General features: G+C 54.5%; 19 protein-coding genes and 1 pseudogene. 15 read left to right on the top strand and 5 right to left on the bottom strand.

All coding sequences use genetic code 11. The features are described from left to right. Nucleotides 1–7 precede the first annotated feature (7 nt). Nucleotides 8–805: an acyl-ACP--UDP-N-acetylglucosamine O-acyltransferase gene (lpxA, locus tag ACZ52Z_RS06535; protein ID WP_464269946.1), complete on the top strand. Its 798-nt coding sequence runs from the start codon at nt 8–10 to the stop codon at nt 803–805. Nucleotides 806–846: 41 nt separating this feature from the next. Beyond that, nucleotides 847–1,677, top strand: a complete 831-nt coding sequence (locus ACZ52Z_RS06530) for an LpxI family protein (protein ID WP_464269945.1) — start codon at nt 847–849, stop codon at nt 1,675–1,677. A gap of 11 nt (nt 1,678–1,688) precedes the next feature. On the opposite strand, the gene ACZ52Z_RS06525 is transcribed toward ACZ52Z_RS06530, so the two are convergent. The 3 genes and pseudogenes from ACZ52Z_RS06525 to hisF all read right to left on the bottom strand — a co-directional run bounded on the left by ACZ52Z_RS06525 (nt 1,689) and on the right by hisF (nt 5,008). After that, nucleotides 1,689–2,681 (bottom strand): serine/threonine protein kinase, encoded by a 993-nt coding sequence (locus tag ACZ52Z_RS06525; protein ID WP_464269944.1) that lies wholly within the window; start codon nt 2,679–2,681, stop codon nt 1,689–1,691. Further along, nucleotides 2,681–3,133, bottom strand: a complete 453-nt coding sequence (locus tag ACZ52Z_RS06520; RefSeq protein ID WP_464269943.1) for a universal stress protein — start codon at nt 3,131–3,133, stop codon at nt 2,681–2,683. The genes ACZ52Z_RS06525 and ACZ52Z_RS06520 overlap by 1 nt, the downstream gene beginning before the upstream one ends. Nucleotides 3,134–3,429: 296 nt before the next feature. Next, a pseudogene (gene hisF / locus ACZ52Z_RS06515) lies at nt 3,430–5,008 on the bottom strand (imidazole glycerol phosphate synthase subunit HisF). Nucleotides 5,009–5,230: 222 nt separating this feature from the next. Here hisF and ACZ52Z_RS06510 point away from each other — a divergent pair. Genes ACZ52Z_RS06510 through der form a run of 3 tightly spaced genes read left to right on the top strand, consistent with a single transcriptional unit; the run spans nt 5,231 to nt 8,492 of the window. Next, on the top strand, nt 5,231–6,106 hold the full coding sequence (locus ACZ52Z_RS06510; protein ID WP_464269942.1) for a sugar phosphate nucleotidyltransferase: 876 nt from the start codon (nt 5,231–5,233) through the stop codon (nt 6,104–6,106). Continuing rightward, complete coding sequence (locus tag ACZ52Z_RS06505) at nt 6,106–7,155, top strand: aminoglycoside phosphotransferase family protein (protein WP_464269941.1); 1,050 nt, start codon at nt 6,106–6,108, stop codon at nt 7,153–7,155. Before ACZ52Z_RS06510 ends, ACZ52Z_RS06505 begins: the two co-directional genes overlap by 1 nt. Further along, on the top strand, nt 7,152–8,492 hold the full coding sequence (gene der, locus ACZ52Z_RS06500; RefSeq protein ID WP_464269940.1) for a ribosome biogenesis GTPase Der: 1,341 nt from the start codon (nt 7,152–7,154) through the stop codon (nt 8,490–8,492). Before ACZ52Z_RS06505 ends, der begins: the two co-directional genes overlap by 4 nt. A gap of 109 nt (nt 8,493–8,601) precedes the next feature. On the opposite strand, the gene ACZ52Z_RS06495 is transcribed toward der, so the two are convergent. After that, nucleotides 8,602–10,479, bottom strand: a complete 1,878-nt coding sequence (locus tag ACZ52Z_RS06495; protein ID WP_464269939.1) for a Na/Pi cotransporter family protein — start codon at nt 10,477–10,479, stop codon at nt 8,602–8,604. Nucleotides 10,480–10,795: 316 nt separating this feature from the next. On the opposite strand from ACZ52Z_RS06495, the gene ACZ52Z_RS06490 reads away from it, so the two are divergent. The 10 genes from ACZ52Z_RS06490 (at nt 10,796) to tilS (ending at nt 20,414) form a co-directional block, all read left to right on the top strand. Further along, nucleotides 10,796–11,473, top strand: a complete 678-nt coding sequence (locus tag ACZ52Z_RS06490) for a TIGR00153 family protein (protein ID WP_464269938.1) — start codon at nt 10,796–10,798, stop codon at nt 11,471–11,473. 49 nt (nt 11,474–11,522) lie between these two features. After that, nucleotides 11,523–12,842, top strand: a complete 1,320-nt coding sequence (locus ACZ52Z_RS06485; RefSeq protein WP_464269937.1) for an inorganic phosphate transporter — start codon at nt 11,523–11,525, stop codon at nt 12,840–12,842. Between the two features lie 129 nt (nt 12,843–12,971). Next, nucleotides 12,972–13,571, top strand: coding sequence for a hypothetical protein (locus ACZ52Z_RS06480; RefSeq protein WP_464269936.1), 600 nt, complete (start codon nt 12,972–12,974; stop codon nt 13,569–13,571). A gap of 325 nt (nt 13,572–13,896) precedes the next feature. Continuing rightward, a complete protein-coding gene (locus ACZ52Z_RS06475) occupies nt 13,897–14,079 on the top strand; it encodes a hypothetical protein (protein WP_464269935.1) in 183 nt (60 codons plus the stop codon). After that, complete coding sequence (gene mpl / locus ACZ52Z_RS06470) at nt 14,076–15,530, top strand: UDP-N-acetylmuramate:L-alanyl-gamma-D-glutamyl-meso-diaminopimelate ligase (protein WP_464269934.1); 1,455 nt, start codon at nt 14,076–14,078, stop codon at nt 15,528–15,530. The genes ACZ52Z_RS06475 and mpl overlap by 4 nt, the downstream gene beginning before the upstream one ends. A gap of 585 nt (nt 15,531–16,115) precedes the next feature. Further along, entirely contained in the window at nt 16,116–17,252 is a 1,137-nt protein-coding gene (locus ACZ52Z_RS06465; protein WP_464269933.1) for an NAD(P) transhydrogenase subunit alpha, read from the top strand. A gap of 8 nt (nt 17,253–17,260) precedes the next feature. Beyond that, the gene (locus tag ACZ52Z_RS06460) at nt 17,261–17,554 is read left to right on the top strand and encodes an NAD(P) transhydrogenase subunit alpha part 2 (protein ID WP_464269932.1); all 294 of its coding nucleotides are present in this window, start codon (nt 17,261–17,263) and stop codon (nt 17,552–17,554) included. Then, nucleotides 17,551–18,942, top strand: coding sequence for an NAD(P)(+) transhydrogenase (Re/Si-specific) subunit beta (locus ACZ52Z_RS06455; RefSeq protein WP_464269931.1), 1,392 nt, complete (start codon nt 17,551–17,553; stop codon nt 18,940–18,942). Before ACZ52Z_RS06460 ends, ACZ52Z_RS06455 begins: the two co-directional genes overlap by 4 nt. Nucleotides 18,943–19,031: 89 nt before the next feature. Next, entirely contained in the window at nt 19,032–19,262 is a 231-nt protein-coding gene (locus tag ACZ52Z_RS06450; protein WP_464269930.1) for a hypothetical protein, read from the top strand. A 96-nt stretch (nt 19,263–19,358) separates the two neighbouring features. After that, nucleotides 19,359–20,414, top strand: coding sequence for a tRNA lysidine(34) synthetase TilS (gene tilS, locus ACZ52Z_RS06445; protein WP_464269929.1), 1,056 nt, complete (start codon nt 19,359–19,361; stop codon nt 20,412–20,414). A 130-nt stretch (nt 20,415–20,544) separates the two neighbouring features. Here the strand turns inward: tilS and ACZ52Z_RS06440 are convergent, their stop codons facing one another. Then, the gene (locus ACZ52Z_RS06440; RefSeq protein ID WP_464269928.1) at nt 20,545–21,384 is read right to left on the bottom strand and encodes a DUF4405 domain-containing protein; all 840 of its coding nucleotides are present in this window, start codon (nt 21,382–21,384) and stop codon (nt 20,545–20,547) included. Nucleotides 21,385–21,441: the final 57 nt, after the last annotated feature.

Here is a 21,441-nt window from a genome sequence, read left to right as displayed (position 1 = left end):
ATAGTACATGAATATACATGCCACAGCAGTGGTCGATCCGCAGGCGCAGATCGATAGTAGCGTATCTATTGACCCTTACGTCATAATTGACGGCCCGGTGAAAATCGGCCCGGAGACCCGCATCTGCGCTCATGCGGTAATTTCCGGAAGAACCACCATCGGGGCCAGAAATACCATTGGTTCGTTTACCTCCATAGGGGCTCCGCCCCAGGATATCCACTATAAGGGGGAAGCAACCGAACTGATCATCGGCGATGACAATCAGATCCGGGAGTATGTCTCCATTCATCGAGGGACGGTCAAGGGTAACGGGCGGACCCTTATCGGCAACTCGAACATGATTATGGCCTACAGCCACATAGCCCATGACTGCATTATTGGCGACTATGTTATCCTGGCTAATGTGGCCACCTTGGCCGGGCATGTGGAGATCGGTAATCACGCCAACCTCGGAGGGTTGGTCGCCATTCATCAGTTTTGCCGTATCGGCGACCATGCTTACGTCGGCGGCATGTCAGGCATCGGACTCGATGTTCCTCCCTACGTGATTATGGAAGGGACCCGGAACCAGATGCGTATTTCAGGTATCAACAAAATCGGTCTGCGCCGTGCCGGCATGCAGCGGGATACTATTCGCCAACTGGATGAGGCCTTCAAACTGCTGTTTCGATCACCGCAACTGCTGCTTAAGGATGCCCTGGCAAAGATCGAGGAGGAGATGGCGGACTGCATTGAAGTCCAGCTGCTGGTTGATTTTTTCCACTCCAGCAAGCGTGGGGTGGTCAAACGCACGCTTGACGATTAAGCCCAAGCCGCAGGCTCACCCCTGCAACTGGTAGCGTAGCCATGTCAACCATAGGACTTATTGCCGGAGGAGGCCAGTTTCCCCTGCTTTTTACCCAAGCTGCCCAGAAGCAAGGCCGACGGGTAGTGGCGGTTGCCCACGTCAATGAGACCCGGGCCGAGCTTGAAACCCTTGCCGATACCACCTGCTGGGTAAAGCTCGGTCAACTGGGAAAGATCATAAAATTTTTCCGACGTGAGGGGGTCCGGGAGACGGTTTTTGCCGGCACCATTACTAAAACCCGTATCTTCAAGGACGTACTGCCTGATCTTAAAGGGCTTAGTTTATGGAACAAGATAGACAAACGCCTTGACGATGCCATCCTTCGTGCAGTGGCTGATACCCTTGAACAGGAAGGCATTCAGGTCATTGCTTCCACCTGTTATCTTGATCACCTGTTTTTTCCTCCCGGAGTCCTGACCAGCAAACGGCCCACTGCCGCCCAGGTGGAAGATATTCGGTTCGGTTGGGAAATAGCCAGAGCAGTAGGTAGACTTGATATCGGCCAGTGTGTCGTTGTCCGCGATCGCAGCGTTCTGGCAGTAGAGGCGATCGAAGGCACCGATGCCGCCATACGCCGCGGTGGCAGCCTGGCCGGTTCTGGTGCAGTCGTGGTCAAGTTGAAAAAACCGAACCAGGATTTCCGTTTCGACCTGCCGGCTACCGGTGAGCAGACCATTGCGACCCTTCAGGAGGTGAAGGGGGCGGTGCTTGCGGTGGAAGCCGGCCAGTCCCTTCTCTTTGATCGATCAGCCATGATTCGTGCGGCCGAAAAGGCCGGCATCGTGGTGGTCGGTCTTACCCCTGATGCCCAGGATATCCCCCACTATTAAGGGGCCAAGAGTCAGCCAAGCTCCTCTATCGCTTCTCCCAGATCCATGTACAGCTCGTCGGCCTTTTCATAAAAGACATTGGTGGCTGTGGAAAAGTGAAGCAGAATGTTGTTGAGTCTGCTGGGAATGTAGGGAAAGAGTTTCTGCAGGTTGACCACTCGGTTTTTCGAGAGCAGCGACAGGTCCCGTTCATCGATGGAAGCAAGTTTTGCCTGCCCCAGTTCGGGATCCTTGGCAATATCCCGAGGGTGGTAGTTGCCTCTCCCGGTCAGGTAGAGAAGGATGTTGCCCAGTTCAAACATGTCCAGGGCAAAGGGTTTTTCCGGCAGGTAAAAATCATAGTCAAAGTCAATCCAGGAAAAGACCCCGCTGCTTCTTTCGACAAAGATATGGTCGCGACGGATGTCGCCGTGCCGCATGCCTTGACCGTGCAGGATCCCTATTGCCTGGATGCATTGCAGGTACCGTTGCAGAATCGAGGGGAGTTCCTCGAAAAAATACTCCTCGTGGGAGCATGCTCGCGTGTGGATGTATTTGTCCAGCCGTTTGCCGTTGATCGGGATCAGGATCCGCAGGAGGTTTCCTGCATCATCCAGGATGGGCTCGCCCTGCATGAATTGGGGGTGACCGGAGGTGAGTTCAAGGATCCGTGCCTCTTTTTCCGGGCTGCGGTAGCAGGTAATGAGGTAGCTGCCCAGCCGGATGTCAAACGTTTCGTGAAACACCAGTTTGAGAATATACTTTTTGCCGCTGGCAAGTTCCTCAGCTTTCGGCACCCAGGGTTTTATCTGCTCATGGACGCCGAAACGGCCTTCCTTGGTATAGGCGGTTATCAGGTAGAAACGATTGCCGACATGGATAATGTCGCCATAGTCAATGGAGGTAAAATCCGTGGTGTCGGTGAAGACACGGGTTGGACGGCGTAAACTTCGGCTTACACGGTGACCTGCCAGTTTTTTCTGGATATCTGCGGGCAGGGTATCAGCATAGGAGTAGTCCAGCATCAGCCCACCACCCACACGGCAATGTTTCGTCCATTATGGATCAGGGCACTGGAAATGGAGCCGAATAGAAATTCCTCTGATTTGGAAATGCCTCGCTTGCCGACGACAATGGTCCCATAATTTTCTTCCTGTTGAAGGCTGAGGATGGCCTCGCTAATGGTCTGGTTGTCGGCCATAACGCAACGGGTCCAGATGGATTCCGGAGGGACCCCTCCATCTCGGAGATGCTGCGCCGCCTTTCGCAGGAATTGTCTGGCCTGAGCAGTCTGATCGTGTTTGTATTCATCAAGGGTGGCCCCTTCACGGTAATAATCCGGCGGCGGGGCAGGGTAGATGTGGAGCAGGCACAGCCTGACCCCACTGAGTTTGCCGACCAGGCTGCCGACATAGTTGACCGCATTCACTGACATTTGCGTGTTGTCAATGGCGACGATAATTCGCTTCCAGTCCATGGGCACCTCGCTGAACAGATATGCTGTCGATGGAAACGTGCACACAATTTTTTTCCCTCTCTCCCGGGGGCAGTCACGCCGGTTATCAACCCAGGAAAGGGTCTTGAAGGGTGCTGCGGAGCTGCGGAGCGGCAGGCTCTGCACGTTCCTGTTAAACCGCCATATATACAACTATATAGCGCAGTTTCCTTGAAGTAAACGGCAGGAATGATTTTTGGTGCGGAAAAGCAGGCAAGGGAGGAGGGGAACCCGGGACGCTGGAAAGAAGGCAGCGCCCCGTGCGGTATGCGCTCTGTTTACACCGGACGTATTTCGACCCGCTGGTCGAGATAGGATTTCACCAGGTCGATGGGAACTTCCTTGCGATGGAAGATGCCTGCTGCCAGTGCGGCTTCAGCGCGCGTCTCGGAGAAAACCTCATAAAAATGCTCGCTGCATCCGGCTCCGCTGGAGGCAATAACCGGGATGGTTACTGGCTTCCCGCACAGCATTGATCAGTTCCAGGTCAAAGCCGGCATTGGTCCCGTCGCGGTCGATGCAGTTGAGCAGGATTTCGCCGGCACCCAGTTGTTCGCAGGTACGGGCAAGCGTCACTGCATCCAGGTTACGGCCTTCGCGGCCCCCCTTGATGGTGCATTGGTACCAGCAGTATTGTTCTCCGTCGGGTCCGGCCGCGGTGGTGGCAAGAACGTGGTGATCGGGGGCGTCCTCCGGACGGTTGACATACACTCGCCGCGGGTCAATGGAAATAACGACCGCCTGATTGCCGTACACCCTGGCAATCTGTTCAATGGAGCTGAGACCCGATGCCTTGCCCCGGGCAAGTACGTCCTCCACGATCAGTACCGCATCAGAACCGATGGAGACCTTGTCGGCTCCGGCGCGAAAGTAGGCGGAGGCCACTTCCAGGGCGGTGTAATGCCTGCCGTTGCAGTCAGTAAAGTCCCGAATACCGCCGCCGATAGTCAACGGGACGAACACGTTTTTGGATGTCTGTTCCAGGATGGCCATCATGGGCATATCTTCCAGAGGAAAATCCCGGAAGCCCGTAATGTTAAGAAAGGTAATCTCGTCGGCTCCCTGTTCATAGTACTCCTGGGCAAGGCGCACCGGTTTGCCAAGGTTGCGAACAGAGCCTTTTTCACGGACATCATACTGATCGCCTTTGGTAACCACCAGGTCGCCCTGGTCATTGGTGCGGACGTCCAGGCAGGCGATAATGCGCTTGGCAAGTCGTGTAACTGGGGGACTCGCCGCCGGAATAATCGCCTCCCTGTTGCCGGAGAGAAAATTGTCAAGCAGCTGCAATCCGGCTTTCCCGCTCTTTTCAGGGTGAAACTGGGTAGCAATGATGTTTTCCTTTTGCACGGCACTGACAAAGGTGTAGCCATAATCCGTTGTGGTCAGAGTGTGTTCGTCATCGTCAGCAACCACATGATAGGAGTGCACGAAATAGAATTTTTCGTTGCCCCGCATCTCTGCAAACAGAGAGGAAGGTTGATGGACCGTGATCCCGTTCCATCCAATATGGGGGACGGACAGGTCCACGGAAAATTTTTTCACTCGACCGGAAAGAAAACCGAGACCGGGCTCTCCGGGAGCCTCTTCGCTGGATTCAAAGAGCGCCTGGAGAGCGACGCAAATGCCGAAAAACGGTTTTCCGGAGTGGAGGTAGCGCATCAGCGGTTCAACCAGCTGTTTTTGACGCAGTATCTGCATCATGGCCCCGAAGTTGCCGACCCCGGGAAACACAAGCCGCTCGGCGCTGTCAATGCCCTCCGGCGTATCAACGGCAGTGACTGTTTCACCGAGTCGTTCGATGGCATTGATAACCGAGCGAACGTTACCGGCACCATAATCAAGTAGAGTAATCATTATTCTTGTTCGAGTTGTTGCAAGGAGAGGATGGAAAATGTACAAAAGGCTGAATGTAGAGTGGTTGTATGCACAAGTCAAGCGCTAACCGTATAGGGTCAGGGGACGGGAGGCTTTTCAGATGCAGCTGTCGTGTAAACGATTGCCACTGCAGGCGTAACCGATGGCCAGGCCGTTTGTCCCTGGGCGTGTTCACCCACGTAGAGGAGAGGAATATATTCAATGCAGGCGATATTGCTGGCAGCCGGGTACGGCACCAGGCTGCAACCCTATACGCGGTATAGGCCCAAACCCTTGTTTCCGGTGCTCAACAGACCGTTGCTTCTTCGGTTGCGACAGTTGCTCGTTGCGGCTGGGTGCACCCGGCTGGTGGTCAACTGCCACCATCTGGCAGAACAGATACGGCAGGCGTTGCGCCCCTATGCCGACACCTCGCTCCAGTACGAGCCGGAGATTTTGGGAACCGGAGGCAGCCTGCGAAAGGCAGCCTCCGCTTTTTCCGACCATCCCATTCTGGTCATGAATGGGGATATCTACCACGATATTGATCTGCAGCACCTTTATGCCTGCCACTGCAGCAACAGCTACAAGGTAACCATGGCCATGCACGACTTACCGCGTTTCAATACGGTAACGGTCGAAGAGGAGCGTATACGATCCTTTGCCCCCGATAGTCGCGGAACCAAGCGCGCGTTTACCGGCATACATGTGGTTGATAAGGAGGTGCTTGCATTGATACCGGCTTCCGGTTTTTATCACATTATCGACCTGTACGAGCAGTTGGCAGCCGCCGGCAAGGTGGGGATGCATAGGGTGGATCACTGTTTCTGGCAGGACATCGGCACCCCGGCGGATTATCTTGGTCTGCATGGCCGCCTGCTCACCGACAGTAAAGGCCGGCAGACCTGGACCATTGCTTCGAGTGCCATGGTTGCCGCTGATGCTGAACTGACCGGATGGGGAGCAATCGGCGCCAATGCAATCATCGGCCAGGGCGCACAGGTACAGCGCAGTGTGGTCTGGGATCATGCGGTGATTCCTCCTGGCGCGGTGGTACAGGACGCCATCGTGGTCAACAGAGAGCAGGAGAGCAAGTAATGCCCTCACGCCACGAAATCATTATCACGGCTGCAGATATTCTGCGGCAGCACGGAGTTCGGTTGGAACCGGAATTGACCGAGGTTCGGCAACTGGTGCCTGATGGGTCCACCCGCCTGTTTCTGCGGCTGCATCAGGGGGCAACCAGGGTGGTATGCGTGCTCCCTCCCAACGGTGAGCAAATGGGCATGGCAGAGGCCAGATCTGTTGATGCCATCGGTCGCCACCTTTATCGTCGAGGTGTTCCTGTCCCCTTTGTTTACGGGCTGGCCGCAGAAACCGGCATGGTGGTGTGCGAGGACCTCGGCACTCAGCGTCTCCACGATCTGCTTGATCGGGAGCAGGGAATGACTCCACGCCTCATTGGCCTGTATGAACAGGCGGTACGGCAATTGGCCCATATGCAGGTAGAGGGCGCGAGAGCCTTTGATCCCTCCTGGTGCTGGGATACGCCAATCTATGATCAACAGGTCATGTTGGAAAAGGAGGCGGGCTATTTTCTCGGTGCCTTTTGCGGTGACTTCCTTGACCTGCCCGTTGATCAGGAACCGGTACTTGTCGAGTGTCGCCGACTGGCGGAAGCGGCGGCAAAGGCACCGGCACATTTTTTTCTTCACCGCGATTTTCAGAGCCGCAACCTTATGGTCACCGGCGAGGGTGATATCCGAATTATCGATTTTCAGGGAGGGCGATTGGGTCCGCTCGCGTATGACCTGGCCTCACTGCTGATTGACCCCTATGCGCACCTCGAAAACGAAGTACAAGACCACTTGCTGGAAGTGTACCTGGAGAGACTCGTCAGCCTGTGCAGCTATGACCGGCAGCAGTTTCGAAATGAGTTGTTCCTTTTGTCGGTGCTGCGCAACCTTCAGATTCTCGGTGCCTTCGCTTTCCTCAGCGCTGTGCGGGGAAAAATCTTTTTTCGTCAGTATCTTCAGCCAGCCCTGACATCGCTTGTGGCGCTGCTTGAAAAAGCGCCTCCTGGCGAGTATGCTGCCCTGCACATCCTTACCCGGCAATGTTGCCAAAAACTCCTCTCACGACTATGACAACAACTGCATATACCCTGGTGGCCCTGATCGGACGCCCGAACGTCGGTAAATCGACCCTGTTCAACCGGATTACCCGGCGGCGTGATGCCCTGGTTGATCCAACCCCCGGAGTAACGAGAGATCGCCATTATGCCCAGGCAAGCTGGGAAGGTCGTCCTTTCTCCCTGGTGGATACCGGCGGCATCGATGATGATGATGACACCATCACCAACCACATTCGTCATCAGGCGATGCTGGCTATTGATGAGGCGGATATCATTTTTTTTCTGATGGACGGCCGGCAGGGGGTGAATCCGGTGGACCTGGAAATCGTGGACATGCTTCGCCGGGTGGACAAGAAAGTCTATTACATAGTCAACAAGATCGACAGCCCTGATATTGAGCATGAGCTGCTGACTCCTTTCTGGGAGCTTGGGGTGGACCAGCTCTGGCCCCTTTCCGGTGATCACGGGTACGGCGTGCGAACGCTGATGGAAGATGTGGGAGAGCGCCTGGAACAGACCGGTGAAGTGGCGGCATTGCCGGAGAATACCGTCCGTCTCGCTTTTTTCGGCCGTCCCAATGTGGGCAAGTCGTCAATGGTCAATGCCATTATCGGTCAGGAACGCATGGTTGTCTCCGACATTTCGGGTACGACCCGGGATGCCATCGATACCCTGGTGAGTCGCGATGCCCATAATTATCTGCTTATCGATACCGCCGGAATCAGGAGAAAGGGAAAGACTCGAGATAAGCTGGAGAAGTTTTCCATCCTCAAGGCCCTTAAATCCCTTGCCCGATGCGACATTGCAGTGGTGATCATCGATGCCGGCGAAGGACTGACTGAGCAGGATACCAAGGTTATCGGCTATACCCAGGAGCAGGGAAAAGCCCTGATTATTCTGCTCAACAAATGGGACCTGCTGCAGGGAGAGAAAAAACGCCAGGACTGGTTGCTCAATGAGGTACGGATGGCGACCAACTATATTCCTTTTGCACCGGTGTTTCGGGTCTCTGCGCTCACAGGCTACGGGATCAAACGCCTATTCCCGGAGATCGGTAAGATCCACCGACAGTATCATATGCGGTTTCCGACCAGCAGCCTTAATCGCCTGCTGGAGGCCGCGGTGGAGTACCACGAACCGCCCTTGTACAAGGGACGACGGCTCAAGTTATACTATACTGCGCAATTGGGAACCGCTCCGCCTACCTTTGTGGTGGTGGCGAATGCGCCCAAGGGTATTCATTTTTCCTATCAGCGCTACCTCGCCAATCGCTTTCGGGAAGGGCTTGAGCTTGACCGGGTCCCTGTTCGTCTGCTCTTCAAGGAACGAAGCGGAAGGAAAAAGAAATAAAATAGTCGGTGAAGAGTAGAGGCTTCATTTTCGTGCAGGTTGCCCATTTGCAGGCCGTTTCCTGGAGCTTAAACGGCCGCACACGGTGAGTAGCAAAGGGGAATGGCTTCTACTTTTTTTCGTCCTCTGCACCGTTGGTTTGCGTCATTTCCAGCTCCATCTGTCTGGCATCCGTCCCCTCCTCAGGCATGTGTCCACGCTCCTCATCCCCGAGAATACCGGAGGTGAGCAGGATGTCGGCAATCTCTGCGGTATGCATGTTGATGATCTTGATCGCATCCATCAGTTCAATGTGGATGGTGTGGGTTTCCTGGGAATCCCGTTGGTCGGCAAACAGGCGTGCCAGGTGGGCCTTTCGGTACTCGCTGTCCAGTTCGGCATAGCGGTTTTTTTTCTGCACTACCGTGCGGGCCACCGAAGAGGCCAGGGTGGTCATGACATCCTGTAGCCGCTGCAGCTGATGACCGACCTTGCGATGATAGATGATCAGCTCCCGTTTGCCTTGGTTGGAAAAATCGGTTTTCAGCCGCTGTTTTTTGGCTATCAGGGGAACGAGCAGCTTGGTGATGGTATCGCCAATACCCTCCATGCTGTCCAGGAGCGAAACCAGGCTCATGGTCTCAGCGGCCTGGGCAGGCGTCAACTCGTTTCTGTTGATTTTAAGGATGTAGTTTCTGGTCTTTTTTTCCAGGTAATCAATTTTTCGCTCCCGCATCTCAATCCCTTCCAGGAGGGTGAGGTGGGGATAAATGGCGTCATGACGCGGTTTATTGGACACAAAAGGATAAATTGCTGCACGGTGCATGCGATAGAGTATTTTGGCCATACGAGAAATCTCGGCACGGACCAGTTCAATGGCCAGGGCCGGCGTGGCCAACATGGAATCATCGAGATGCCAGGTTGCTGGGATAACGCCGGTTTCCGTTTTTTTATCGGGCAGGAGCAGGGTGCATAACCGCGCAACCACTCCGACCAGAGGCAGGAAGAGGATTCCCAGGGTGACGTTGAAGACAGTGTGGGCATTGGCTATCTGGCGCGCGGTGCCGGCCCCGCTATCACCGGTGAGGAGCCTGACTGTCTGGGCAAACTCCTCTATCCAGAAGAGGAAGAGGACGACGCCGATGAATTCAATGAGTACATAGGCGAGGGCGACCCGCTGCGCATCCCTGCCGGTGCCGATGGCCGCAAGCAAGGCGGTGACACAGGTACCGACGTTGGCTCCGAGTATGAGGGGGATCCCAGCTTCCAGAGAGAGGAGATCCTGTTGGGCAATCACAATGATGACCCCCATGGTGGCGCTGCTGCTTTGCACCAGGGCCGTGAAGATCATGCCCACGACCAGGCCGAGCAGCGGTGTTTCCAGCCCTTTCATGAGCTCTACGAATTCCAGAGAGGACCGAAGCGGTTTCATGGCATCACTCATCAGCTTCATTCCGTAGAAGAGGATGCCGAATCCGAGCAGGATTTCACCGATGGACTTGGTCCGCTGATTTTTTCCGAACATGTGCAGGAGAAAGCCGACACTGACCATGACCAGAGCAAGATCGGTGAGTTTGAAGGCCACCAGCTGGGCAGTGATGGTGGTTCCTATGTTGGCACCGAGGATGACTCCAAGCGATTGGGTAAAGCTCATGAGCTGGGACTGGACAAAACTAATCAGCATGACCATGGTGGCGCTGGAAGACTGAATGACCATGGTGACGAACGCCCCCGCTAACAGACCGATAAAGGTGTTACGGGTCAATGCGGCGAGAATAGCCCGCATCTGGTCGCCAGCCGATTGTTTGAGTCCGGTGCTCATTTTTTCCATGCCATAGAGAAAAAAAGACAGGCCGCCGACAAGAGTAATGATCATCACGGTCAGGGGCAGGGGATACTGCGCTTCAGTTGCCGCAAAGGCAGGCAGGGGGAACCATAGTGTGCCTATGACCAGGCCGAGGAGCAGAAAAGTTCGGGGGCGAGGGGCAGATAAATAAAAAAATTGCATGGACACCTCTTGGTTGGAAAAACAAGGCTTTTGATCCTGCTCTCAGGTTATACTGGAAAAAAGTATATCGTTCATTCCCTAAGGTGACCATGAGAAAACAGGAAAGACAGGAACAACAAGAGAAGATATATTGACATTCTTTCGAGTCTTGGCTAGCTTCGAGCCCGCCTGCCAGGTGTGAGCAGGAAGAAATGGCTCGCATACGAGGGGCAGCATGCACGTATCTTCTCCTTTCCACTTTCCCGAAATCGACGCTCACTGGCCTTGAACGATAACTCTCATTTATCCGGATAGCCGGTACTTTACGGAGGAACACATGAAAAATCTCATTGGTGACCTGTTCGGGACCTCTCCGTTCGGACCAATCGTCGAGCACAGTAAAAAAGTGCACGAATGCGTGGAGATGTTGTGGCCGCTCATGGAGGCCCTAATTGATGAAGATTACGAAACCATTCACCAGCTGCATTCCAAGATGTCGCGTCTTGAGCATGAGGCTGATTTAATCAAGAACGAGGTAAGGGCCTTTCTTTCCAAAAGGACCTTTCTTCCGGTGGATCGCAACCAACTCATTGCCTTTCTCTCCCGCCAGGAGCAGCTGGCGGACCTGGCAGAGGATTTTACCGTGGTCCTCACCCTCCGCAATACCCGGATTCATCCAAGCATTCAGGAGAAATTCCTTGATTTCCTCAATCAGGTGTTCCAGGTAAGCGGAACCTTTCTTACCGCTTCAGTGGAATTCAAGAATCTGGCAGGTACCGCCTTTGGCGGCGCTGAGGCACGAGCCGTTCTTGAGCATATCAAGGAACTCAGTGATGAAGAATGGAAGTGTGATAAATTGTCCCGGCGTCTATCACGGGATATATTTGCTCTAGAAGGGGAAGAGTCGACCCTTAACATACTTTTTTATGAAAAAATGGTGAAAAGGCTCGGGGATATAGCTGACCACGCGCAGAAGGCCGGCGAGTTGCTCGAGGTGATGATCAAAAACCCATAACCGCCGGCCGATATTGGCAGGCGGGGTATCGCATTGGTGGGAATATCCAATGGACATCTATTACATTGTTGTCGGAATGACCGCTCTCCTGGGCCTCTATATGGCCTGGAACATCGGGGCCAATGACGTCGCCAACTCCATGGCTGACGCCGTCGGTTCCGGGGCCTTGTCGGTACGGAATGCCGTCATAGCCGCCGGGATCTGTGAGTTTGCCGGGGCAGTCCTCGTCGGAGCACATGTCACCAACACTGTCCGCAAGGGGATTGTCGATCCCAGTACCCTGGCGAGCCTTCCCGGAGTTGCTCCTGAAGAGGTGGCGGTCATACTGATTATTGGTATGTCCGGAGCACTGCTGTCGGCCGCCTTCTGGTTGAATATGTCCACCCTCATCGGCATGCCTGTCTCCACTACCCACTCCATCGTTGGCGCAGTGGCTGGCTTTGGCATCGTCGCCGCCGGCTGGAGTGCGGTCAACTGGGCGAAAATGGGACAGATTGTCTCCTCCTGGTTTATTTCTCCTGTGGCAGGCGGGGTCATGTCCTATCTGCTGTTTATCTACATCAGTAAGGCGATTCTCGGCAAAGAACGGCCAGCACGCGCTGCGGTGGTTCATCTGCCGATCATTGTCTTTCTCCTCACCATGGTGGTCATTCTGGCGACCATCTACAAGGGGCTCAAGCATGTGAGCGGCAGCATGCCCTGGCTGACGGGTAATAATGCTATCTGGCTGTCCATAGTTGCCGCTGCAACCGCCTCCTGTGTCGCCTGGCTGTTTGCCCGTAAAAAACTCAATCCCCGCCGCAACGACCCTCTGGGAGAGCAGTTGGAGGCAGTGGAGCGTTCCTTTGTTCCCCTGGTCATCATCAGTTCCTGTTCAGTGGCGTTTGCCCATGGGGCCAATGATGTGGCCAATTCCGTAGGGCCGCTGGCTGCCATTATTCATGTAGTCAAGACCGGAACCATCGATATGAAGGTGCCGGTCCCCCTGTGGGTACTTGCCCTGGGGGGGGCTGGAATCGTGCTGGGCCTTGCTACCTATGGCTATAGGGTTATGAAAACCGTTGGCTATAAAATAACCGAGATCACTCCCTCCCGAGGTGTGGCAGCTGACATTGCCGCAACCGCTACCGTGCTTGCCTGCACCCGTCTTTCATTGCCTGTGTCCACCACGCATACGCTGGTGGGGGCCATTCTCGGCATCGGACTTGCCAGGGGGCTGGGCGGGGTCAACAGCAAAGTCGTTGGTTCCATTTTCGGTTCCTGGCTCTTTACCGTACCGGCTGCAGCAATCATGTCGGTTGTGTTTTACCTGCTGGGAAAATACTTCTTTTTCGAACAGCTACTCGAACTCCTGGTCAACAGGGTATAACTTATTATAAATATTAAGTAATGGCATGGGCTGCGCTCAGGGGTAACGGGTCTTCACTTGACACCGTCAGCAGTGCCTGTTATCACAATGAGGATCGTTTAGACGAGTGTCATACTTGGGGTGAAGGCGATGAAAAAAGTAATTTGTCTGATTACGGCGGGAACACTCGTGCTGGCCGCCTCTCTGCCGTTGCATGCAGAGGAAAAGGATTCCGTTCTCAGTACCATTGAAGAGGCGGTGAAGCAGTATAAAGCCGGCGAGTACGCTGATGCGGCATCCAACCTGGACTATGCATCGCAGCTGGTTCGTCAGCAGAAGAGTGAAAAAATGAAGCAGCTCCTGCCGGATCCCCCCTCCGGCTGGCAGGCTGGTGAGGCAAGTGCCCATACCATCGGTTCTGCAGTACTGGGTGGCGGGGTAACGGTAAGTCGCGATTATTTCAAAGACGACGCTTCCCTCAGTCTGGAGATCGTTTCCGATTCTCCGGTGCTGCAAAGCGTGCTGATGATGATCAATAACCCCATGTTTGCCGGTGCCGGTGGTGGGAAGCTGGAGACGCTCAAGGGGCAACGCGCGATCATTAAATATGAAGCCAATAAACGCAGCGGTGATATTTACGTGGTGGTAGCCGGTCGTTTTATGGTTACCGTCAAGGGAAATAAGGTGGAGCGGGAAGACCTGATTACCCTTGCTGAGGCTGTCGACTACAAGCAGCTGAGCGAAAATTAGCTGTTGCTGAGCAAGTTCTTTCGGCTTGCGCGATCAATTCTCCCGAAGAGTGCCCCATAGGTTTTTTTCGTGTGAGATTGGAAACCCCTGTTACACCTGGTAAAGAATTGGCCTTCTTCCGGTAACAGGGGTTTTTTTGTTGGATCAGTGAATGTTCTCAAGCGATGACAAAAACAGTGGCTTGCCATTTCGGGAGGTTCCGCAGGGTGGTCTGGTAAGGTAGCCTAGCCAACTCTGTTTGGGTTGATCTCCCCGCAGTACACACAAACAGATTCCGGTTCTGAACGGTTAACGTATCGGAACCCGCTGGAATAAGGAGGAGCCTGTGAAAGGTGAAGGAAACAATCCGCAGCAGTATCATCGGCCTGTTACCGATGAAGCGATTTTTAAAGGTGCCAAGGAGATAGTGGTCAAATTTATCGAGGCAGGGAGATTAACACCAGGGAATTTCCCTGAGACCTTTGATCAGGTCTATAAGGCCGTCAGGCGATCGGTGCGTGGAGAATGACGCGCTCTGCCCAAATGGATCCTGCGCTCAACCGGTGTCCGGAACAGCCGAAAACCATTCATCTTATTGGTATCTGCGGTACTGGTATGGCGGCCATGGCCGGCTTATTGCAACAGCAGGGCTACCACGTCACCGGATCGGATGAGAATGTTTACCCCCCCATGTCCGACTTCCTTGCTGAACGCAGGATAACGGTGAAGGAGGGCTATAGGGCTGAAAACCTGGAGCACCGACCCGACCTGGTTATTGTCGGTAATGTGGTGAGGGCGACCAACCCGGAGGCCATCGCTCTTGGCGAGCAGGGCATCCCCTATCTTTCCATGCCCCAGGCTCTGGGCGAGTTTTTTCTTGCCAATCGGCGTCCGTTGGTCGTCACCGGGACCCACGGCAAGACAACCACGGCCTCCCTGCTGGCAACGACCCTTCATCGTGCCGGCAGTACCCCTGGATTTTTTATCGGCGGACTGGTGGAAGCCTTTGCCAGCAATTCCCATATCAGCAATGATCCTTTCTTTGTGGTCGAGGGCGATGAATACGATACCGCCTTTTTCAACAAGGTCTCCAAATTCCATCATTATCGGCCGGAGTGCGCGATTCTCACCTCGATTGAATTTGATCATGCCGATATTTTTGCCAACCTGGATGCGATCAAATCCTCATTTGCCGAATTTATTCGAAGAATTCCCACCCATGGCGTACTGGTAGCCCATACGGATGATCCCGAGGTCGCTGCATTGGTGGAGCATGCCCTTTGCCCGGTACTCTCCTATGGGGAGGGAGCAGATTGCCGCTGGCAGGTGCAGGAGATTACCGTTGTTGGCCTGTCCACGTCGTTTACGGTTTTGGTTGATCGTCGACCCATCGGGCGGTTTACCCTGCCCATGCCTGGCAGGCATAATGCGCTCAATGCTACGGCGGTTATTGCGCTCCTGCATCACCTGGGTTTTTCTGTTGCCGCTATGCAGCAGGGCATTGCTGCCTTTGAAGGTGTAAAACGTCGCCAGCAGGTACGGGGAATTGCCGGTGACATAACAGTTGTCGATGATTTTGCCCATCACCCCACCGCAGTTCGAGAAACTATAGGGGCCCTCCGCCTGGCATGGCCAAATAATCGACTGATTGTTGTCTTTGAGCCCAGAACCAATTCCAGTAGAAGAGCGGTTTTTCAGCAGGCCTATGCAACCGCCTTTGGAGGAGCGGACCTGGTGCTGGTACGCGAGCACCTGCCGCTTGCCTCCATTCCTTCGGAGCAGCAGTTCTCTTCCGCCGTCCTGGTTGATGATTTGCTGGCACAGGGGGTCAAGGCAGCCTATTTTGCGGATACAGATGGTATCGTCCATTATTTGGCCGATATGGCGGTTGCCGGTGATGTGGTTGCGGTTTTGTCCAACGGGGGATTTGACAATATTCACGAGCAATTGTTGCAAACCTTTACCCGGCGAGAGCGTTGAACGGCTCGAGAAGTCCTTGGTCTTCCTCGGACCGGAAGCCGCACCAGCCAATGCAGACAGACTGCCGGGGATCACAGGGTCGGGACTGCGGCGAGTATTTTCGAGGGCGCACTGTGCCAGCTGCATGCTGTCGATTTCTCTTGACAGCTGCCTTGGATAACCGCTAATTTGACAGATTTTCAATTCAATTTTAGAAGATTACGACTGTCCCGTGGTGCAGCCTGCACCCTTTGTCCACCACGGTTTGTGTATATTTTTCCTGACTACTCACGGGGTGGTAACTGCTCGGTATCATGACCCTCCGAACCGTAACCGTTCTCGGGTGCTGCAGATTTGATCAAGCATCATTCCTCGCTATAGCCCGTTTATGCGTGGAATGATGCTTGACCAAAGATGAGGTGGCCGTGAGCAGTTACTATTGTTCTTTCAAGCAACAGCGCCGCGGCCGGCGTTGCGCAGATCGATTCTTTTCCTTGTCGAATTGCCTGAAAGAGGGATCCCGAACTACGGATTGAAAAAGCACAGCCTCGTAACTATCTAGCCTGTATTACGACCATCTTCACTGAAAAAGCGAGAGGTTTCTATATGAAAATAGCGGTAATGAGAGAAGTGCATGAAGGCGAAACCCGCGTTCCCATGATTCCCGCCTCCATCGACAAGCTGGTAAAAATGGGGGCGGAGGTTACAGTGGAAGCTGGGATTGGCCAAAGCTGCAGAATTGAAGATTCAGCCTATGCCGATGCCGGTGCCTCCATCAGCCAGGATCGCGCTGCGCTGCTGCAAAGCAGTGATATTATCCTGCGGCTGCGAAAACCGCCGATTGAAGAAATCAGCATGATGAAAAAAGGCGCAATTCATGTCAGTTATCTGGACCCGTTTAACGAAGAACCGCTGGTCAATGCGATGTTGGAGGCCGGCGTGAACGGGATCAGCCTGGAAATGATCCCCCGCAGCACCATTGCCCAAAAAATGGATGTGCTCAGTTCTCAGGCCAACCTGGGCGGCTATGTCGCTGTGCTCCTTGGTGCTGAGCAGCTGGATAAAATCTTGCCCATGATGACCACCCCGGCAGGTACGATCAAGCCGGCAAAGGTCTTTATTATCGGTGTCGGGGTGGCCGGTTTACAGGCCATTGCCACCGCCCGTCGTCTCGGGGCCCGGGTGGAAGCCTTTGATACCCGGCCAGTGGTTGAAGAACAGGTAAAATCCCTTGGTGCCAAGTTCGTCAAGGTGGATCTTGGAGAAACCGGCCAGACCAAGGACGGGTATGCAGTGCAGCTGACTCCTGAACAGATGGAACTGCAGAAGCAGGGGATGGCCAAGGCATGCGCCCAGGCCGACATAGTCATAACCACTGCCCAGCTTTTCGGGCGGCCCGCACCCCGTATCGTTGATCAGGCCATCATTGAACAGATGCAGCCAGGATCGGTCATTGTGGACATGGCCGTGGAAACCGGTGGTAACGTGGAAGGGTCCCAGGAGGATGAAATTGTTGAAATTGCCGGGGTAAAGGTAATCGGGCTCGGTAATCTCCCCGGGCGGGTAGCACTAACCGCCAGTCAGATGTATTCCGCAAACTTGACCAATTTCATCACCCATTTTTGGGACAAGGAAAACAACACCTTTGCGCTGAACCTGGAAGATGACATTATCAAGGGCGCGCTCATTACCCATAACGGGGCGTTATTCAGTGAGATGTACAAGTCGATAATGAATAAGTGAGGAAGGAGATGGAAGCCGTATATTTAACATTCGTGTTTGTCCTGGCCATTTTTCTGGGCTTTGAACTGATTTCAAAGGTTCCTTCAACCCTGCACACTCCGTTGATGTCGGGCTCCAACGCCATCTCGGGGATCACCCTTATCGGGGCCCTGGCCTCGCTGAGAACCGATAGTCTCGGATTTGCCACCTTTTTAGGCACCTTGGCGGTAATTTTTGCCACTATCAATGTTTTTGGTGGGTATGCCGTGACCAACAGGATGCTGGAAATGTTCAAGAAGAAAGATCAGGGAGATGCCAAATGAACGTCGGACCCCTCGGTATAAATTTTGCGTATGTCGCCTCGGCAGCGTTGTTCATCTTCGGCCTGAAAATGCTCAGCTCGCCTGCGACCGCACGAAAAGGGAACCTGCTGTCCGCACTGGGTATGCTGCTGGCAATCGTGGTTACCCTGCTCGCTGCTGGCCTGGACTATAAATGGATTATCGTTGGCATGGTCATTGGTGCTTCCATAGGCCTTTTCGCCGCTTACAAGGTGGAAATGACCTCCATGCCGGAAATGGTTGCCCTGTTTAACGGTTTTGGCGGTATCTCCAGTCTGCTGCTTGCCTGGGGCGAGTATCACCAGCATCCGGAGATGAGCCCCTTCCTGGCTGCTGTCGCCTTTCTTTCCGCTTTTATCGGCGGGGTGACCTTTACCGGGTCCATGGTTGCCTTCGGCAAGTTAAGCGGCAGGGTTAACCAGCAGGCGGTGGTATTCAAAGGGCAGCACATCATCAATGGCGCCATCCTGGCGGGAGCAGTAGCCTCGGCAGCCCTGTTCTGCGCCGTTCCCGGAAGTTGGGTCGGCTATCTCGTCTTTCTGCTGATCGTGCTTATTGCCCTCGGCTTTGGTGTCACCTCCACCATTCCTATCGGTGGGGCTGATATGCCGGTGGTCATTTCCCTGCTCAACAGTTATTCCGGACTGGCTGCCTGTGCCGCTGGATTTGTCATCTCCAATAATATCCTGATTGTTGCCGGGGCACTGGTTGGTGCGAGCGGTATAATCCTTACCAAGATTATGTGCAAGGCCATGAACCGTTCCCTGGCCAACGTGCTTTTTTCCGGCTTTGGCACCACGACTGCCGCAGCCGCAGGCGATGGCGGTCCCCAGGGCGAAATCAAGCCAGCGTCGGCTGAGGATGTCTATTACATTCTTGAGGCGGCTGATACCGTTGCCTTTGTTCCCGGCTATGGACTGGCCGTTGCCCAGGCACAGCACGTGGTGCGTGAACTCGGCGACCTGCTTGAGAACAACGGCACCGAGGTCATGTACGCGATTCATCCGGTTGCCGGCCGCATGCCGGGGCACATGAACGTCCTGCTGGCAGAGGCCAATGTTCCCTATGACCAGTTGATTGAAATGGATGACATCAATCCCCGAATGGATTCTGTCGACGTGTGCGTGGTTATCGGGGCCAATGACGTGGTCAACCCAGCTGCCCTTGATGACGAAAACAGCCCCATTTACGGGATGCCCATCGTAGAAACCCATAGAGCCAAGACAGTTATCGTGCTCAAGCGGTCTATGAATCCCGGTTTTGCCGGTATTCAGAACGCCCTGTTCTTTGCCGATAATGCCCGGATGTATTTCGGCGATGCCAAGGCCTCCATCCAGGCGTTGGTGGCTGAATTCAAAGGTTCGGACTGATCCCTCGACCCCTCCAGCGCTGTCCGCACCAGTGAACCGACTGGAGGGCAGCACTGGAGATGGAGAAGAGTATTGCAGGGAGGAAATACATGATGACAGAGAAGAAAAATACTACGATGCGTTACGGCCGTCTGGTCGGTACCGTCATCATCCTGCTCCTGTGGTTGATAGTGAATCTGCGGGTGGCAGCAGGGGTGGCCTCACCGCTTGAGCGTACCCTTGACGGCCTGGTCGGCGGGCTGGTGCTGCTGGTTGCCATTTTCTGGGCAATTTCTTTTTTCGGTCTTGCCCCTCGAAAGCAGCGCCCACCCGGTTCCTGATTCCACACCGCTCCCCGTTCACCTCACGTCGGCCAGTGTTGCGTCGGTCAGAGGGTGCGGGGAGGTTCTCTCCTTTGCTCCTTTTTCCCTGTTCCCATGCATCCGCTTGAACGTACCGTGCGGCAATGGATCCGCGCTCTTCCCGGGCTGCGGCCACAGGGAACCATAATTGTCGCCTGTTCCGGCGGACCTGATTCCACTGCGTTGCTCTATCTCCTCCATGCAGCTGTCGAGCAGCACGCTGTTCGTTTGCTGCCCGTCTATGTAGACCACGGCCTTCGGCCGACTGAAGCACCCGATGAGCGGCGACTGGTACAGCGCATGGCCCGGGACTTGGGCCTTGACTGGGAGGTGGTGACAGTTGATGTGGAGACCGAGAGGCGGAAAATGAAAAAATCCCTGGAGCACGCGGCCAGGGACCTCCGCTATGGTGCGCTTGAGAAGATCAGGGAACGCGTTCAGGCCGAATACATCGCGGTCGGCCATACTGCTGACGACCAGGTGGAGGAAGTGCTGCATCGATTGCTGCGGGGCAGCAGTCGAAAAGCCCTGGCCGGGATGTCTGCAAAGGGGGAGAGGGTGATTCGTCCGCTGCTCAACCTGAGCAAACAGACCCTGCTCGAATACCTCGCTGCGCGCCGAATAGCCTATTGCGTAGATTCGAGTAACGAGGATTGTTCACTGTTGAGAAACCGCATCCGCCATAAACTGCTGCCCCTGCTGGAGCACGAATATGATCCAGGCATTCGCAAGGCTATTCTCAAGACAGCAGCCAATCTTGAGCAGGATGAAGAACTGCTGGCAACCATGGTTGCAGCCATGAAAAAGAGGGTGGTGATAGCAGACCAGCATTCGCCACACAGCCAGGACACTCCTGAGATCGTCTTGGATCGTCATGCACTTCACCGGTATCACCCGGCGTTGCAACGTCGGCTGTTCGAGTCCCTGCTCTGGTCAATGGGTTCTCCCGCCCGCTATGAGCATATTCTCGCTGTAGTCAGGGCTGTCAAAGAAGGGCGGACCGGTATGGAACTCCATCTCAGCCGAGGGTTGCGTGTGGTGCTGCGTCGCGATCACCTGATCTTTTTCTACCCTCGCGGCCGCGTTGCCTGGAGGGGAAGCGCGGTCAACGTGGCTGGCAAAAAGCAATGAACTTGATTGCCCGGCTGCCTTCTGTCCGCTCCTCAATTTTTTCACGGTATAACCCGATACCCATAAACTGATTGTTCATGGTGCTGCTGCCTGAGCCTGAACGCACTCATGTTGTTTCTGGGCGATTGTTTCAATTGGTGACTGCAGCATCGTGAATAATTTCAAACAGCGCATGGGGATCGGAATCGTTGGCAGCGGCGATCTGTTTGAGGGATTGCTGCGGGTCAGCCTGTACCCCCTTGGCAGCAAGGGCGGCAAGGATTACCTGCTGGTCAAGACCATACTCCCTGCACAATTCACTGAGGACCTTGCGGCCGAGTCCTGGAAAAGGTTCTGCAGGGAAGGGGAGTGTTTCACCTGGTTCCAGCTGTGGTTCGGGCTGTTTCATGTGGTCGTATACAGCCTTAGGGGTGGTGCTGTTGGCCTGGGCAATTTCCAATAAGGTTTGCTCTTCACCGGAGAAGGAGATGTTTGCCTTGAGCAGCTGGGTTTTCATCTGTTCCAGATCCATGCCGGTCCGCTTGGCAAACATTTTCAGCGATGAGAGTTCTGCATGGCCATAGGGTGGTTCCCCATATTTTTCCGCTGCCGCATCTTTAAATGATTCACCGAAGTGAAGAATAGAGCTGAACGGGGGGAGAGAGAGCAGGGTGCCAACAGTGAAGGCCACAGTTATGGCCAGGGCAATGTTGAAATTGGGTGTGAATACCTTGAGTTGCCTGGCCCGGTTCTTCATATAGGCGATCATGGGCTTCCAATTGTACACCAGGTGCAACAGCCCTGCTGCCAGGAAAAGAAAACCAAGATTGATATGCACGTTGCCCCATTGGCTTTTTGTAAGCCCCATCATCTTCCAGTCGGACCAGTAGGCGACCCGCCCTTCGGGTACCACATACAGGATGATGCTGGTGATGGTCAACAGGATGAACGACAGCAGCAGGGTCAGGGAGGTAATTTTTCGTATGCTCATACAACCGTCTCCTTGGCAGGGTGGATACTTATGGTGTTTACCATAGGCATGAATCGA

It is taken from the genome of Desulfogranum aggregans (genome assembly GCF_055398265.1).
This window is presented reverse-complemented; position numbering and strand designations above follow the sequence as displayed.